This window comes from Escherichia sp. MOD1-EC7011, from assembly GCF_002965005.1.
In the GTDB taxonomy this organism is placed as follows: Bacteria; Pseudomonadota; Gammaproteobacteria; order Enterobacterales; family Enterobacteriaceae; genus Escherichia; species Escherichia ruysiae.
In genome coordinates, this window is sequence record NZ_PTRD01000026.1 from 20,281 (window position 1) to 35,521 (window position 15,241).

12 protein-coding genes are annotated in these 15,241 nt (G+C 49.2%); all 12 read left to right on the forward strand.

The genetic code is table 11. The annotated features are described in order from the left end of the window. The first annotated feature begins 14 nt into the window (after positions 1-14). The 12 genes from atpH (at position 15) to pstS (ending at position 15,199) form a co-directional block, all read left to right on the forward strand. Positions 15-548 (forward strand): F0F1 ATP synthase subunit delta, encoded by a 534-nt coding sequence (gene atpH, locus A7098_RS13625; RefSeq protein ID WP_001288587.1) that lies wholly within the window; start codon positions 15-17, stop codon positions 546-548. A gap of 12 nt (positions 549-560) precedes the next feature. Next, positions 561-2,102 (forward strand): F0F1 ATP synthase subunit alpha, encoded by a 1,542-nt coding sequence (gene atpA, locus A7098_RS13630; protein WP_001176745.1) that lies wholly within the window; start codon positions 561-563, stop codon positions 2,100-2,102. 50 nt (positions 2,103-2,152) lie between these two features. After that, complete coding sequence (gene atpG / locus A7098_RS13635) at positions 2,153-3,016, forward strand: F0F1 ATP synthase subunit gamma (RefSeq protein WP_000896498.1); 864 nt, start codon at positions 2,153-2,155, stop codon at positions 3,014-3,016. Positions 3,017-3,042: 26 nt separating this feature from the next. Then, positions 3,043-4,425 carry a F0F1 ATP synthase subunit beta gene (gene atpD / locus A7098_RS13640; RefSeq protein WP_000190506.1) on the forward strand — a complete coding sequence of 461 codons (1,383 nt, stop codon included), beginning with the start codon at positions 3,043-3,045 and terminating at the stop codon, positions 4,423-4,425. Positions 4,426-4,445: 20 nt separating this feature from the next. Further along, a complete protein-coding gene (locus A7098_RS13645) occupies positions 4,446-4,865 on the forward strand; it encodes a F0F1 ATP synthase subunit epsilon (RefSeq protein WP_001251965.1) in 420 nt (139 codons plus the stop codon). A 404-nt stretch (positions 4,866-5,269) separates the two neighbouring features. Further along, a complete protein-coding gene (gene glmU, locus A7098_RS13650) occupies positions 5,270-6,640 on the forward strand; it encodes a bifunctional UDP-N-acetylglucosamine diphosphorylase/glucosamine-1-phosphate N-acetyltransferase GlmU (protein ID WP_000933711.1) in 1,371 nt (456 codons plus the stop codon). A 162-nt stretch (positions 6,641-6,802) separates the two neighbouring features. Continuing rightward, positions 6,803-8,632: a glutamine--fructose-6-phosphate transaminase (isomerizing) gene (glmS, locus tag A7098_RS13655; protein ID WP_000334114.1), complete on the forward strand. Its 1,830-nt coding sequence runs from the start codon at positions 6,803-6,805 to the stop codon at positions 8,630-8,632. Positions 8,633-8,936: 304 nt separating this feature from the next. Beyond that, positions 8,937-9,509, forward strand: coding sequence for a long polar fimbria major subunit LpfA-O113 (lpfA-O113, locus tag A7098_RS13660; protein WP_000827800.1), 573 nt, complete (start codon positions 8,937-8,939; stop codon positions 9,507-9,509). 46 nt (positions 9,510-9,555) lie between these two features. Next, on the forward strand, positions 9,556-10,287 hold the full coding sequence (gene lpfB-O113, locus A7098_RS13665; protein ID WP_000088108.1) for a long polar fimbrial chaperone LpfB-O113: 732 nt from the start codon (positions 9,556-9,558) through the stop codon (positions 10,285-10,287). 24 nt (positions 10,288-10,311) lie between these two features. Beyond that, positions 10,312-12,834, forward strand: coding sequence for a long polar fimbrial usher protein LpfC-O113 (gene lpfC-O113, locus A7098_RS13670; protein WP_000258932.1), 2,523 nt, complete (start codon positions 10,312-10,314; stop codon positions 12,832-12,834). A gap of 10 nt (positions 12,835-12,844) precedes the next feature. Continuing rightward, on the forward strand, positions 12,845-13,912 hold the full coding sequence (locus A7098_RS13675) for a fimbrial protein (RefSeq protein ID WP_105280950.1): 1,068 nt from the start codon (positions 12,845-12,847) through the stop codon (positions 13,910-13,912). Between the two features lie 246 nt (positions 13,913-14,158). Beyond that, on the forward strand, positions 14,159-15,199 hold the full coding sequence (gene pstS, locus A7098_RS13680; protein ID WP_105280951.1) for a phosphate ABC transporter substrate-binding protein PstS: 1,041 nt from the start codon (positions 14,159-14,161) through the stop codon (positions 15,197-15,199). The last annotated feature ends 42 nt before the right edge of the window (positions 15,200-15,241 follow it).

A 15,241-nucleotide genomic window follows, 5' to 3' on the forward strand; every position in this document is an offset into this window, starting at 1 on the left:
GGAGGGAGGGGCTGATGTCTGAATTTATTACGGTAGCTCGCCCCTACGCCAAAGCAGCTTTTGACTTTGCCGTCGAACACCAAAGTGTAGAACGCTGGCAGGACATGCTGGCGTTTGCCGCCGAGGTAACCAAAAACGAACAGATGGCAGAGCTTCTCTCTGGCGCACTGGCGCCAGAAACGCTCGCCGAGTCGTTTATCGCAGTTTGTGGTGAGCAACTGGACGAAAACGGTCAAAACCTGATTCGGGTTATGGCTGAAAATGGTCGTCTTAACGCGCTCCCGGATGTTCTGGAGCAGTTTATTCACCTGCGTGCCGTGAGTGAGGCTACCGCTGAGGTAGACGTCATTTCCGCTGCCGCACTGAGTGAACAACAGCTCGCGAAAATTTCTGCTGCGATGGAAAAACGTCTGTCACGCAAAGTTAAGCTGAATTGCAAAATCGATAAGTCTGTAATGGCAGGCGTTATCATCCGAGCGGGTGATATGGTCATTGATGGCAGCGTACGCGGTCGTCTTGAGCGCCTTGCAGACGTCTTGCAGTCTTAAGGGGACTGGAGCATGCAACTGAATTCCACCGAAATCAGCGAACTGATCAAGCAGCGCATTGCTCAGTTCAATGTTGTGAGTGAAGCTCACAACGAAGGTACTATTGTTTCTGTAAGTGACGGTGTTATCCGCATCCACGGCCTGGCCGATTGTATGCAGGGTGAAATGATCTCCCTGCCGGGTAACCGTTACGCTATCGCACTGAACCTCGAGCGTGACTCTGTAGGTGCGGTAGTTATGGGTCCGTACGCTGACCTTGCCGAAGGCATGAAAGTTAAGTGTACTGGTCGTATCCTGGAAGTTCCGGTTGGTCGTGGCCTGCTGGGTCGTGTGGTTAACACCCTGGGTGCGCCAATCGACGGTAAAGGTCCGCTGGATCACGACGGCTTCTCTGCTGTAGAAGCAATCGCTCCGGGCGTTATCGAACGTCAGTCCGTAGATCAGCCTGTACAGACTGGTTATAAAGCCGTTGACTCCATGATCCCAATCGGTCGTGGTCAGCGTGAATTGATCATCGGTGACCGTCAGACCGGTAAAACCGCACTGGCAATCGACGCGATCATCAACCAGCGCGATTCCGGTATCAAATGTATCTATGTCGCTATCGGCCAGAAAGCGTCCACCATTTCTAACGTGGTACGTAAACTGGAAGAGCACGGCGCACTGGCTAACACCATTGTTGTGGTAGCAACCGCGTCTGAATCCGCAGCACTGCAATACCTGGCACCGTATGCCGGTTGTGCAATGGGCGAATACTTCCGTGACCGTGGCGAAGATGCGCTGATCATTTACGATGACCTGTCTAAACAGGCTGTTGCTTACCGTCAGATCTCCCTGCTGCTCCGTCGTCCGCCAGGACGTGAAGCATTCCCGGGCGACGTATTCTACCTCCACTCTCGTCTGCTGGAGCGTGCTGCGCGTGTTAACGCCGAATACGTTGAAGCCTTCACCAAAGGTGAAGTGAAAGGGAAAACCGGTTCTCTGACCGCGCTGCCGATTATCGAAACTCAGGCGGGTGACGTTTCTGCGTTCGTTCCGACCAACGTAATCTCCATTACCGATGGTCAGATCTTCCTGGAAACCAACCTGTTCAACGCCGGTATTCGTCCTGCGGTTAACCCGGGTATTTCCGTATCCCGTGTTGGTGGTGCAGCACAGACCAAGATCATGAAAAAACTGTCCGGTGGTATCCGTACCGCTCTGGCACAGTATCGTGAACTGGCAGCGTTCTCTCAGTTTGCATCCGACCTTGACGATGCAACACGTAAGCAGCTTGACCACGGTCAGAAAGTGACCGAACTGCTGAAACAGAAACAGTATGCGCCGATGTCCGTAGCGCAACAGTCTCTGGTTCTGTTCGCAGCAGAACGTGGTTACCTGGCGGATGTTGAACTGTCGAAAATCGGCAGCTTCGAAGCCGCTCTGCTGGCTTACGTCGACCGTGATCACGCTCCGTTGATGCAAGAGATCAACCAGACCGGTGGCTACAACGACGAAATCGAAGGCAAGCTGAAAGGCATCCTCGATTCCTTCAAAGCAACCCAATCCTGGTAACGTCTGGCGGCTTGCCTTAGGGCAGGCCGCAAGGCATTGAGGAGAAGCTCATGGCCGGCGCAAAAGAGATACGTAGTAAGATCGCAAGCGTCCAGAACACGCAAAAGATCACTAAAGCGATGGAGATGGTCGCCGCTTCCAAAATGCGTAAATCGCAGGATCGCATGGCGGCCAGCCGTCCTTATGCAGAAACCATGCGCAAAGTGATTGGTCACCTTGCACACGGTAATCTGGAATATAAGCACCCATACCTGGAAGACCGCGACGTTAAACGCGTGGGCTACCTGGTGGTGTCGACCGACCGTGGTTTGTGCGGTGGTTTGAACATTAACCTGTTCAAAAAACTGCTGGCGGAAATGAAGACCTGGACCGACAAAGGCGTTCAATGCGACCTCGCAATGATCGGCTCGAAAGGCGTGTCGTTCTTCAACTCCGTGGGCGGCAATGTTGTTGCCCAGGTCACCGGCATGGGGGATAACCCTTCCCTGTCCGAACTGATCGGTCCGGTAAAAGTGATGTTGCAGGCCTATGATGAAGGCCGTCTGGACAAGCTTTACATTGTCAGCAACAAATTTATTAACACCATGTCTCAGGTTCCGACTATCAGCCAGCTGCTGCCGTTACCGGCGTCAGATGATGATGATCTGAAACACAAATCCTGGGATTACCTGTACGAACCCGATCCGAAGGCGTTGCTGGATACCCTGCTGCGTCGTTATGTCGAATCTCAGGTTTATCAGGGCGTGGTTGAAAACCTGGCCAGCGAGCAGGCCGCCCGTATGGTGGCGATGAAAGCCGCGACCGACAATGGCGGCAGCCTGATTAAAGAGCTGCAGTTGGTATACAACAAAGCTCGTCAGGCCAGCATTACTCAGGAACTCACCGAGATCGTCTCGGGGGCCGCCGCGGTTTAAACAGGTTATTTCGTAGAGGATTTAAGATGGCTACTGGAAAGATTGTCCAGGTAATCGGCGCCGTAGTTGACGTCGAATTCCCTCAGGATGCCGTACCGCGCGTGTACGATGCTCTTGAGGTGCAAAATGGTAATGAGCGTCTGGTGCTGGAAGTTCAGCAGCAGCTCGGCGGCGGTATCGTGCGTACCATCGCAATGGGTTCCTCCGACGGTCTGCGTCGCGGTCTGGATGTAAAAGACCTCGAACACCCGATCGAAGTCCCGGTAGGTAAAGCGACTCTGGGTCGTATCATGAACGTACTGGGCGAACCGGTCGACATGAAAGGCGAGATCGGTGAAGAAGAGCGTTGGGCGATTCACCGCGCAGCACCTTCCTACGAAGAGCTGTCAAACTCTCAGGAACTGCTGGAAACCGGTATCAAAGTTATCGACCTGATGTGTCCGTTCGCTAAGGGCGGTAAAGTTGGTCTGTTCGGTGGTGCGGGTGTAGGTAAAACCGTAAACATGATGGAGCTGATTCGTAACATCGCGATCGAGCACTCCGGTTACTCTGTGTTTGCGGGCGTAGGTGAACGTACTCGTGAGGGTAACGACTTCTACCACGAAATGACCGACTCCAACGTTATCGACAAAGTATCCCTGGTGTATGGCCAGATGAACGAGCCGCCGGGAAACCGTCTGCGCGTTGCTCTGACCGGCCTGACCATGGCTGAGAAATTCCGTGACGAAGGTCGTGACGTTCTGCTGTTTGTTGACAACATCTATCGTTACACCCTAGCCGGTACGGAAGTATCTGCACTGCTGGGTCGTATGCCTTCAGCGGTAGGTTATCAGCCGACCCTGGCGGAAGAGATGGGTGTTCTGCAGGAACGTATCACCTCCACCAAAACCGGTTCTATCACCTCCGTTCAGGCGGTATACGTACCTGCGGATGACTTGACTGACCCATCCCCAGCAACCACCTTTGCTCACCTTGACGCAACCGTGGTACTGAGCCGTCAGATCGCGTCTCTGGGTATCTACCCGGCCGTTGACCCGCTGGACTCCACCAGCCGTCAGCTGGATCCGCTGGTAGTTGGTCAGGAACACTACGACACCGCTCGTGGCGTTCAGTCCATCCTGCAACGTTATCAGGAACTGAAAGACATCATCGCCATCCTGGGTATGGATGAACTGTCTGAAGAAGACAAACTGGTGGTAGCGCGCGCTCGTAAGATCCAGCGTTTCCTGTCCCAGCCGTTCTTCGTGGCAGAAGTATTCACCGGTTCTCCGGGTAAATACGTCTCCCTGAAAGACACCATCCGTGGCTTTAAAGGCATCATGGAAGGCGAATACGATCACCTGCCGGAGCAGGCGTTCTACATGGTCGGTTCCATCGAAGAAGCAGTGGAAAAAGCCAAAAAACTTTAACGCCTTAATCGGAGGGTGATATGGCAATGACTTACCACCTGGACGTCGTCAGCGCAGAGCAACAAATGTTCTCTGGTCTGGTCGAGAAAATCCAGGTAACGGGTAGCGAAGGTGAACTGGGGATCTACCCTGGCCACGCACCGCTGCTCACCGCCATTAAGCCTGGTATGATTCGCATCGTGAAACAGCACGGTCACGAAGAGTTTATCTATCTGTCTGGCGGCATTCTTGAAGTGCAGCCTGGCAACGTGACCGTTCTGGCCGACACCGCAATTCGCGGCCAGGATCTCGACGAAGCGCGAGCCATGGAAGCGAAACGTAAGGCTGAAGAGCACATTAGCAGCTCTCACGGCGACGTAGATTACGCTCAGGCGTCTGCGGAACTGGCCAAAGCGATCGCGCAGCTGCGCGTTATCGAGTTGACCAAAAAAGCGATGTAACACCGGCTTGAAAAGCACAAAGCCAGTCTGGAAACAGACTGGCTTTTTTATTGCGTGCGCTGCGCATATTTTCATCTGGATAGCGGTACAGCAGGATTTGTGCTGTGGTCATTCATGTTCCGCGATTAACTCTTCTTATATAAACCAGCGAAATTCTTTGCTTGTTTTCTCGTTTATTCATTGATCGAAATAAGAGCAAAAACATCATGCTGACGCTTAAATGAAGGTGCTATCTTACTTTTATGCAGACAAAAGGCGCGCCAATGGTCGAAAATGATGTTTTCGTCAGTGGGGATAATCCTTTACTGCGCAATTTATCCTCTGTCCATTTCACGATGAAAAAAATGTAGTTTTTTCAATGTGAAGCGGTTTAAATTCGTTCTCAAATTACAGTCAGGACGCGTATGTTGAATAATGCTATGAGCGTAGTGATCCTTGCAGCAGGCAAAGGCACTCGCATGTATTCTGATATTCCAAAAGTGCTGCATACCCTTGCCGGGAAAGCGATGGTTCAGCATGTCATTGATGCTGCGAATGAATTAGGCGCAGCACACGTTCACCTGGTTTACGGTCACGGTGGCGATCTGCTTAAACAGTCGCTGAAAGATGACAACCTGAACTGGGTGCTTCAGGCCGAGCAACTGGGCACCGGTCATGCAATGCAGCAGGCTGCACCTTTCTTTGCCGATGATGAAGACATTTTAATGCTCTACGGCGATGTGCCGCTGATCTCGGTCGAAACACTCCAGCGTCTGCGTGATGCAAAACCGCAGGGTGGGATTGGTCTGCTGACAGTGAAACTGGATGATCCAACCGGTTATGGTCGCATTACCCGTGAGAATGGCAAAGTTACCGGCATTGTTGAGCATAAAGATGCTACCGATGAGCAGCGTCAAATCCAGGAGATCAACACCGGTATTCTGATCGCCAACGGTGCAGATATGAAACGCTGGCTGGCGAAGCTGACCAATAATAATGCTCAGGGCGAGTACTACATCACCGACATTATTGCCCTGGCGTATCAGGAAGGACGTGAAATCGTCGCTGTACATCCGCAGCGTTTAAGCGAAGTCGAAGGTGTAAATAACCGTCTGCAACTCTCCCGTCTGGAGCGCGTTTATCAGTCCGAACAGGCAGAAAAATTGCTGCTGGCGGGAGTTATGCTGCGCGATCCGGCTCGTTTTGATCTGCGCGGTACGCTTACTCACGGGCGCGATGTTGAAATTGATACTAACGTTATCATCGAGGGTAATGTTACTCTCGGCAATCGCGTGAAAATTGGCACTGGTTGCGTGATTAAAAACAGCGTGATTGGCGATGATTGCGAAATCAGCCCATATACAGTCGTGGAAGATGCGAATCTGGCGGCGGCCTGTACCATTGGCCCGTTTGCCCGTCTGCGCCCTGGTGCAGAACTGCTGGAAGGCGCACACGTCGGTAACTTTGTTGAGATGAAAAAGGCGCGTCTGGGTAAAGGCTCGAAAGCCGGTCATCTGACTTACCTGGGCGATGCGGAAATCGGCGATAACGTTAACATCGGCGCGGGAACTATTACCTGCAACTACGACGGTGCGAATAAATTTAAAACCATTATTGGCGACGATGTATTTGTCGGTTCTGACACCCAACTTGTTGCACCGGTAACGGTTGGTAAAGGCGCAACCATTGCTGCGGGTACTACCGTAACGCGCAATGTTGGTGAAAATGCCCTGGCAATCAGCCGTGTGCCGCAGTCACAAAAAGAAGGCTGGCGTCGTCCGGTTAAGAAAAAGTAATTCTGGCTGGGTAATCCGGCCACCAGGGATGAGGAGATAACATAATCTCCCGCCCAATATGTTGTACTTATAAAAATAACCCCACTCTCTACAAGGCTCGGGGCGCCCGAAAAATCGGGTATACAGGTTGACCGACAACGATATCAATCGGAATTAAAAACTATGTGTGGAATTGTTGGCGCGATCGCGCAACGTGATGTAGCTGAAATCCTTCTTGAAGGCTTACGTCGTCTGGAATACCGTGGTTATGACTCTGCCGGTTTGGCAGTCGTCGATGCAAACGGAAATATGACCCGCTTGCGTCGTCTCGGTAAAGTACAGATGCTGGCCCAGGCAGCGGAAGAACATCCTCTGCATGGTGGCACCGGTATTGCTCACACCCGCTGGGCGACTCACGGAGAACCTTCAGAAGCGAATGCGCATCCGCATGTTTCTGAACACATTGTGGTGGTGCATAACGGCATCATCGAAAACCATGAACCGCTGCGCGAAGAGTTAAAAGCGCGTGGCTATACCTTCGTTTCTGAAACCGACACAGAAGTGATTGCTCACCTGGTGAACTGGGAACTGAAACAGGGCGGCACTCTGCGTGAGGCCGTTCTGCGCGCTATCCCTCAACTGCGTGGCGCTTACGGTACGGTTATCATGGACACCCGCAACCCGGATACTTTGCTGGCGGCTCGTTCCGGTAGCCCGCTGGTTATCGGCCTCGGTATGGGCGAAAACTTTATCGCTTCTGACCAGTTGGCACTATTGCCGGTGACCCGCCGTTTTATCTTCCTTGAAGAGGGCGATATTGCGGAAATCACTCGCCGTTCGGTAAACATCTTCGATAAATCTGGCGCGGAAGTAAAACGTCAGGATATCGAATCCAATCTGCAATATGACGCGGGCGATAAAGGTATTTACCGCCACTACATGCAGAAAGAGATCTACGAACAGCCTAACGCGATCAAAAACACTCTCGCCGGACGTATTAACCACGGTCAGGTTGATCTAAGCGAGCTGGGCCCGAATGCCGATGAACTGCTGTCGAAGGTTGAGCATATTCAGATCCTCGCCTGTGGCACTTCTTACAATTCTGGTATGGTTTCCCGCTACTGGTTTGAATCGCTGGCAGGCATTCCGTGCGACGTCGAAATCGCCTCTGAATTCCGCTATCGCAAATCAGCCGTGCGTCGTAACAGTCTGATGATCACTCTGTCGCAGTCCGGTGAAACGGCAGATACCCTGGCTGGCCTGCGTCTGTCGAAAGAGCTGGGTTACCTTGGTTCGCTGGCAATCTGTAACGTTCCTGGTTCTTCTCTGGTGCGTGAATCCGATCTGGCGCTGATGACCAATGCCGGTACTGAAATTGGCGTGGCATCTACCAAAGCCTTTACCACTCAGCTAACTGTGCTGTTGATGCTGGTGGCAAAATTGTCTCGACTGAAAGGTCTGGATGCCTCCATTGAACATGACATCGTGCATGGTCTGCAGGCGCTGCCGAGTCGTATTGAGCAGATGCTGTCTCAGGACAAACGTATTGAAGCTCTGGCAGAAGATTTCTCTGACAAACATCACGCACTGTTCCTGGGCCGTGGCGATCAGTATCCCATCGCGCTGGAAGGCGCATTGAAGCTGAAAGAGATCTCTTATATTCACGCTGAAGCCTACGCTGCGGGTGAACTGAAACACGGTCCGCTGGCGTTGATTGACGCCGATATGCCGGTTATCGTCGTCGCGCCGAATAACGAACTGTTGGAAAAACTGAAATCCAACATTGAAGAAGTTCGCGCGCGTGGCGGTCAGTTGTACGTCTTTGCCGATCAGGACGCAGGTTTTGTAAGTAGCGATAATATGCACATCATCGAGATGCCGCATGTGGAAGAAGTGATTGCCCCAATCTTCTACACCGTTCCGCTGCAACTGCTGGCGTACCATGTCGCGCTGATCAAAGGCACCGATGTTGACCAGCCGCGTAACCTGGCGAAATCGGTTACGGTTGAGTAATTCTAACCGTTAAGTAAGTAAGGGCTGCCAGCGGGTGGCCCTTTTTCATATTTATTTCCAATAAATTTTCCATTTAGATAACTAAATAAATATATTCTGAATTTTTACCAATGTCCGTTTACGAACTTGATTTACTATTATTTGAATAATATTTATATAATAAATTTATATTCTCCGATTGATTTATAGATATTAATTTAGCTAAACCTGTGTCATTGATGTAATATGTTTGCGAATCATAAATACACTTATTAATATAAGTGATGGTTCGGGTTGAAGGATATATTATATCAATGGAATTTTTATGAAACGTAATATTATTGGTGGTGCATTCACGCTGGCATCTTTAATGCTGGCCGGACATGCACTCGCAGAGGATGGTGTTGTTCACTTTGTTGGTGAAATTGTTGACAGTAGTTGTGAAGTTACCTCCGATACAGCGGATCAAACTGTTCCTCTTGGAAAAGTCAGTAAAAATGCATTTTCAGGCGTAGGTAGCATGGCATCGCCACAGCAGTTTAGTATTAAACTGGAGAAATGCCCGGCAACGTACACTCAGGCTGCGGTTCGTTTTGATGGTACAGAAGCACCTGGCGGCGATGGCGATCTGAAAGTGGGTACTCCGACTACAGCTGCCGATCCGGGTGATTATACCGGCACCGGGGCAGCGATTGTGGCCACTGGTGTTGGTATCCGTATCTTTAACCAGGCTGACAACTCTCAGGTCAAACTTTATAACGACTCAGCTTATACCACTATCGATGGTAACGGCACTGCGGAAATGAAATTTATTGCACGCTATGTTGCAACAAATGCAGTCGTAACGGCGGGTACAGCGAACGCCGATTCACAATTTACTATCGAATATAAGAAATAATTTATCAGAGCCTTTTTATTCAGTTGGCTTTGGCCAGGGAGTTATTATGTCCAGAAAAAGTTGTTTAATCAGGCTCTTTAAAACAACCCTTTGGTACAAATTATTTATCGCGATTATGTTAAGCCTTTTTTTAGGCCAGCCAGCATTAACCTATGCAGGCGTTGTCATTGGCGGTACGCGGGTTGTTTACATAAGTAATAATGCAGATAAATCTATTTCTGTATTCAGCAAGGAAGAGAAGATCCCTTATCTCATCCAGTCATGGGTGGATCCGTTTAATAAAGATGATAAAAGTAAAGCGCCCTTTACTGTTATACCTCCTGTATCCCGACTTGAACCCGGACAAGAAAAAGTATTACGTATTCTTCACACGAAGGGAATGTCATTACCCGACGACCGTGAATCCGTCTTCTGGCTGAATATCAAAAATATTCCGCCTGCAGCAACCAATAAAGCGGCTAACTCTTTGGAAATTGCTGTTAAAACGCGTATCAAGCTGTTCTGGCGACCAGCAACTATTCGACTTATTCCTGAAGATGCAGCGCCTAAGGTTAAGTGGCGCCGTGAAGGCAAAAATCTGATTGCTGAAAATCCAAACCCGATTCATATCAGTGTGATGGATGTCATTGTTGATGGCCATGATGTGCCTCTCAACATGATCCGTCCTTTCGAAACGCTCTCTTTACCGTTGCCTGCCAATTCTGCGGGTAACCAAATGACCTGGCGATTCATAAATGATTATGGCGCGATAAGCGAACCGCTAAAAAACGCACTGTAAGCATGGCATAAGGATAGGCGTATTATGGTTACGACCAGAATAGCGGTTGGCCTGATGGCAGGGACGTGTCTGATATTCTCACATAGTCTGATGGCCCAGGTCAGCGTATTTAACCCGGCGCTACTGGAAATCGACCATCAATCCGGGGTCGACATTCGTCAGTTTAACCGGGCAAATATGATGCCTCCCGGCGTTTATAGCGTTGATATTTTTATCAACGGTAAAATGTTTGAACGTCAGGATGTGACATTTGTTCAGGATAATCCCGATGCTGATTTACACGCCTGCTTTGTCGCTATAAAAAAAACGCTGATCTCCTTTGGCGTAAAAGTTGATGCACTGAAATCGCTCAATGATGTGGATGAAACGGTCTGTATTGATCCTGAGCCACGCATTGAAGGCTCATCCTGGCAACTGGACAGCGATAAACTGCAACTGAATATCTCCATTCCCCAAATCTACATGGACGCGATGGCCTACGATTACATAAGCCCTACGCGTTGGGATGAGGGGATTAATGCGCTCACTATCAACTACGATTTTTCCGGTTCACATACCCTGCGTTCTGATTATGGTTCTCAGGAGACGAATACCAGCTATCTCAACCTGCGCAACGGACTGAATATTGGGCCGTGGCGATTACGCAATTACAGTACTTTAAACACAACCGATGGTCGTGCGGATTACAACTCTATAAGCACCTGGATACAACGTAATATTGCCGCGTTACGAAGCCAGATTATGATCGGCGATACGTGGACGGCGAGCGATATTTTCGACAGCACGCAAATCCGTGGCGCACGTCTTTATACCGATAACGATATGTTGCCTGCTAGCCAGAATGGATTTGCCCCTGTGGTGCGTGGCATTGCCAAGTCCAACGCCACGGTCATCATTCGTCAAAGTGGTTATGTGATTTACCAGTCTGCCGTTCCACTAGGTGCCTTTGAAATTACTGACCTGAACACTGCCAGTTCAGGGGGAGATTTGGACGTAACTATCAAGGAAGAAGATGGTAGCGAACAACGATTCACCCAACCTTACGCCACTTTGGCAATCCTTAAGCGTGAAGGTCAAACAGATGTCGATATCAGCGTGGGTGAATTACGCGATGAAGATGGATTTATGCCAGATGTCATCCAGGCGCAGATCCTTCATGGCCTGCCGCATGGGTTTACGTTGTATGGTGGTTTACAGGCTACCGAGAATTATGGTTCAGCAGCGTTAGGGATGGGTAAAGATCTTGGTTCTCTGGGTGCTATCTCGTTCGATGTGACTCATGCGCGTGCAAAATTTAGTCATGATGATACGGAAACCGGACAGTCCTATCGCTTTCTGTATTCGAAACGTTTTGATGATACGGACACCAGTTTGCGTCTGGTTGGCTATCGTTATTCCACTGAAGGCTACTATACCCTCAACGAATGGGCGTCACGGAGCAACAGTCCTGACGATTTCTGGCAAACCGGTAACCGCCGCAGTCGTGTGGAAGGAACGCTAACGCAGTCGCTGGGAAGAGATTACGGCAACGTATACCTGACATTAAGTCGTCAGCAGTACTGGCATACCGATGATGTCGAGCGATTAATGCAATTTGGCTACAGCAGTAGCTGGAAGCGTCTCTCGTGGAATATCTCCTGGAGTTATTCCAATACCGCTCGTCAGGGGACGAGTAATAATTATGCCAGTGATAACAGCAGTGAGCAGATCTACATGCTCTCTTTATCTGTGCCTTTATCTGGCTGGTGGGGGAATAGTTACGCCACATATTCCGTTTCACAAAATGATAATTCCGGCAGTTCACATCAAGTAGGGATAAGCGGAACAGCCCTGGAAAAAAATAATCTGTCCTGGAATTTAATGCAGTCTTATAACAGCCACGATGATGAAGTTGGCGGGAATATGTCACTGTCTTATGACGGCACCTACGGTTCGCTGAACGGCAGTTATAATTACAGCCAAAATTCCCAGCGACTCAATTACGGTATTAAGGGCGGTATTCTGGCGCACAGCGAAGGGGTAACGTTAAGTCAGGAGTTAGGTGAAACCATCGCGCTGGTTAAAGCACCAGGCGCAGCCGGGCTGGAAATTGATAATATGCGCGGTGCCGCAACGGACTGGCGTGGCTACACGGTCAAGACACAACTAAATCCATATGATGAAAACCGAGTGGCAATCAGTGATAACTATTTCTCGAAAGCCAATGTCGAGCTTGATAATACCGTCGTGACGATGATTCCGACGCGTGGCGCTGTGGTTAAAGCAGAGTTTGTTACGCATGTGGGTTACCGTGTTTTATTCAGAGTCATGAATGTAAAAGGTAAGCCAGCACCATTTGGCGCGATGGCATCAGTACAAAGCGCGTCCTCTGCAAACTCAGGGATTGTGGGGGAGCATGGCGAGCTTTATCTCTCGGGGCTTCCTGAAAAGGGACAAGTAACATTATCCTGGGGCGAAAATGCGACCACAAAATGTACCTTCGATTACACTCTCTCATTACCTGCAAGTGAAAGTGGATTAATTGAGCAAGACGTGACATGTCATTAAAAGGATTTTTATGAACAAGAATATTATACGATGGTGGCTGGCGGTTCTTATTATCTCTTTTAGTGGCACAATACTAGCTGCGCCTAAAGGTATTTGTACTCCAGATAATGGGGTTTTCCATAGTACGCTTAATTTTTCAGGCTATCTTATTACAGCCAACCAGAACAGAGTAGGTACGATATTTAACACTACGGTAAGTAATGGTGCTTCTTATCCAGGTCGCTGTCATTGTGATACGGGGCCTTTAGATCGATTCCCTTTTGTTTACTATACGGCCAGAATTAATGATGCTTTAAGCTTTGCTGGTGTTCACTCAAATTTGAGTTATTATAATCTTAATCCGAATCTCGATGTGGGTATTGCAATCGATATTCTCGGGGTTGGAATGGTTAATGCACCTTTTGAATATCAGCCTAATAAGCCTTCTGCCAGTTATGATTGCGGTCGCATAGCACCATTAAATTTTTCGAGTGGTGCAAGAGCACAAATTTATTTTTATATCAAAAAAACCTTTGTGGGAAAGTTAATTATTCCTGAAACACGGATATCTACGTTGTATGCAACCATCAGTCGTGATACGCCGGTTGATTATTCTCAACCGCTGGCTGATGTCTACATTCGTGGTGATATCACTGCGGCACAAACTTGCGAAATTAATAATTTACAACCGGTTTATTTTGATTTTAAAGAAATACCCGCCGCAGATTTTTCCTCTGTTACCGGGAGTGCGGTAACAACGCATAAAATCACTAAAACCGTCACTATTGAGTGTGAAAACATGGGGTTACTGAATACAGACGATATCACCACATCATTTTATGCTACTGAATCCAGTACGGATAATTCTATGGTTGTAACGTCAAACCCCAACGTGGGGGTAAAAATATACGATAAAAATAATAAGGAAATCAAAGTAAACGGAGGCGAATTGTCGACAGATATGGGCAAAACAACCGTCTATGGAGAGAAAGCTGGCAACGTCACTTTTTCTGCCGCACCTGCAAGCCTCACTGGAGCTCGCCCTGCGCCAGGAACATTTACCGCGACTGCAACCATAACAATTGAGATTGTTCGCTAACCGAACTGACAGCGGTGCTCCTCACACCGTTGTCATTTTACGCATTTTTGGCTGTATATTTTCATCCGACATGACAAAACGATGACATCGCTTTCCTTTTTTTCTTCAAATAAATTAAATACTTAAATAATAATCCTGATTTGTCATAAAACTGTCATAAACCTTACATATAACTGTCACCTGTTTGTCCTATTTTGCTTCTCGTAGCCAACAAACAATGCTTTATGAATCCTCCCAGGAGACATTATGAAAGTTATGCGTACCACCGTCGCAACTGTTGTCGCCGCGACCTTATCGATGAGTGCTTTCTCTGTGTTTGCAGAAGCAAGTCTGACAGGTGCAGGTGCAACCTTCCCTGCGCCGGTGTATGCCAAATGGGCTGACACTTACCAGAAAGAAACCGGTAATAAAGTTAACTACCAGGGTATCGGTTCTTCCGGTGGCGTAAAACAGATTATCGCTAACACCGTTGATTTCGGTGCTTCTGACGCGCCGCTGTCTGACGAAAAACTGGCTCAGGAAGGACTGTTCCAGTTCCCGACCGTGATTGGCGGCGTGGTGCTGGCGGTTAACATTCCGGGGCTGAAGTCTGGCGAACTGGTGCTGGATGGTAAAACCCTCGGCGACATCTACCTGGGCAAAATTAAAAAGTGGGATGATGAAGCCATCGCCAAACTGAATCCGGGTCTGAAACTGCCTTCACAGAACATTGCTGTAGTACGCCGCGCAGATGGCTCCGGGACTTCCTTCGTCTTCACCAGCTACCTGGCGAAAGTGAACGAAGAGTGGAAAAACAACGTTGGTACTGGCTCTACCGTAAAATGGCCGATCGGTCTGGGCGGTAAAGGTAACGACGGTATCGCCGCGTTCGTTCAGCGTCTGCCGGGTGCAATTGGTTACGTTGAATATGCTTACGCTAAGCAGAATAACCTGGCGTACACCAAACTGATCTCCGCCGACGGTAAACCGGTCAGTCCGACCGAAGAAAACTTCGCCAATGCGGCAAAAGGCGCAGACTGGAGCAAAACCTTCGCTCAGGATCTGACCAACCAGAAAGGCGAAGATGCGTGGCCTATTACCTCTACCACGTTCATACTGATCCACAAAGATCAGAAGAAACCTGAGCAGGGTGTAGAAGTGCTGAAGTTCTTCGACTGGGCATACAAAACCGGGGCTAAACAGGCTAACGACCTTGATTACGCCAGCCTGCCGGAGAGCGTTGTAGAACAGGTTCGCGCTGCGTGGAAGACCAATATTAAAGACAGTAGCGGTAAGCCGCTGTACTAATAAAACACCATGCCGGATAAGGTCTTTACGTCGTATCCGGCA

Bases quoted from the DNA above. Each gene is read 5' to 3' on its own strand.
- atpH (WP_001288587.1), top strand. From the start codon at position 15: ATGTCTGAATTTATTACGGTAGCTCGCCCCTACGCCAAAGCAGCTTTT.
- atpA (WP_001176745.1), top strand. From the start codon at position 561: ATGCAACTGAATTCCACCGAAATCAGCGAACTGATCAAGCAGCGCATT.
- atpG (WP_000896498.1), top strand. From the start codon at position 2,153: ATGGCCGGCGCAAAAGAGATACGTAGTAAGATCGCAAGCGTCCAGAAC.
- atpD (WP_000190506.1), top strand. From the start codon at position 3,043: ATGGCTACTGGAAAGATTGTCCAGGTAATCGGCGCCGTAGTTGACGTC.
- A7098_RS13645 (WP_001251965.1), top strand. From the start codon at position 4,446: ATGGCAATGACTTACCACCTGGACGTCGTCAGCGCAGAGCAACAAATG.
- glmU (WP_000933711.1), top strand. From the start codon at position 5,270: ATGTTGAATAATGCTATGAGCGTAGTGATCCTTGCAGCAGGCAAAGGC.
- glmS (WP_000334114.1), top strand. From the start codon at position 6,803: ATGTGTGGAATTGTTGGCGCGATCGCGCAACGTGATGTAGCTGAAATC.
- lpfA-O113 (WP_000827800.1), top strand. From the start codon at position 8,937: ATGAAACGTAATATTATTGGTGGTGCATTCACGCTGGCATCTTTAATG.
- lpfB-O113 (WP_000088108.1), top strand. From the start codon at position 9,556: ATGTCCAGAAAAAGTTGTTTAATCAGGCTCTTTAAAACAACCCTTTGG.
- lpfC-O113 (WP_000258932.1), top strand. From the start codon at position 10,312: ATGGTTACGACCAGAATAGCGGTTGGCCTGATGGCAGGGACGTGTCTG.
- A7098_RS13675 (WP_105280950.1), top strand. From the start codon at position 12,845: ATGAACAAGAATATTATACGATGGTGGCTGGCGGTTCTTATTATCTCT.
- pstS (WP_105280951.1), top strand. From the start codon at position 14,159: ATGAAAGTTATGCGTACCACCGTCGCAACTGTTGTCGCCGCGACCTTA.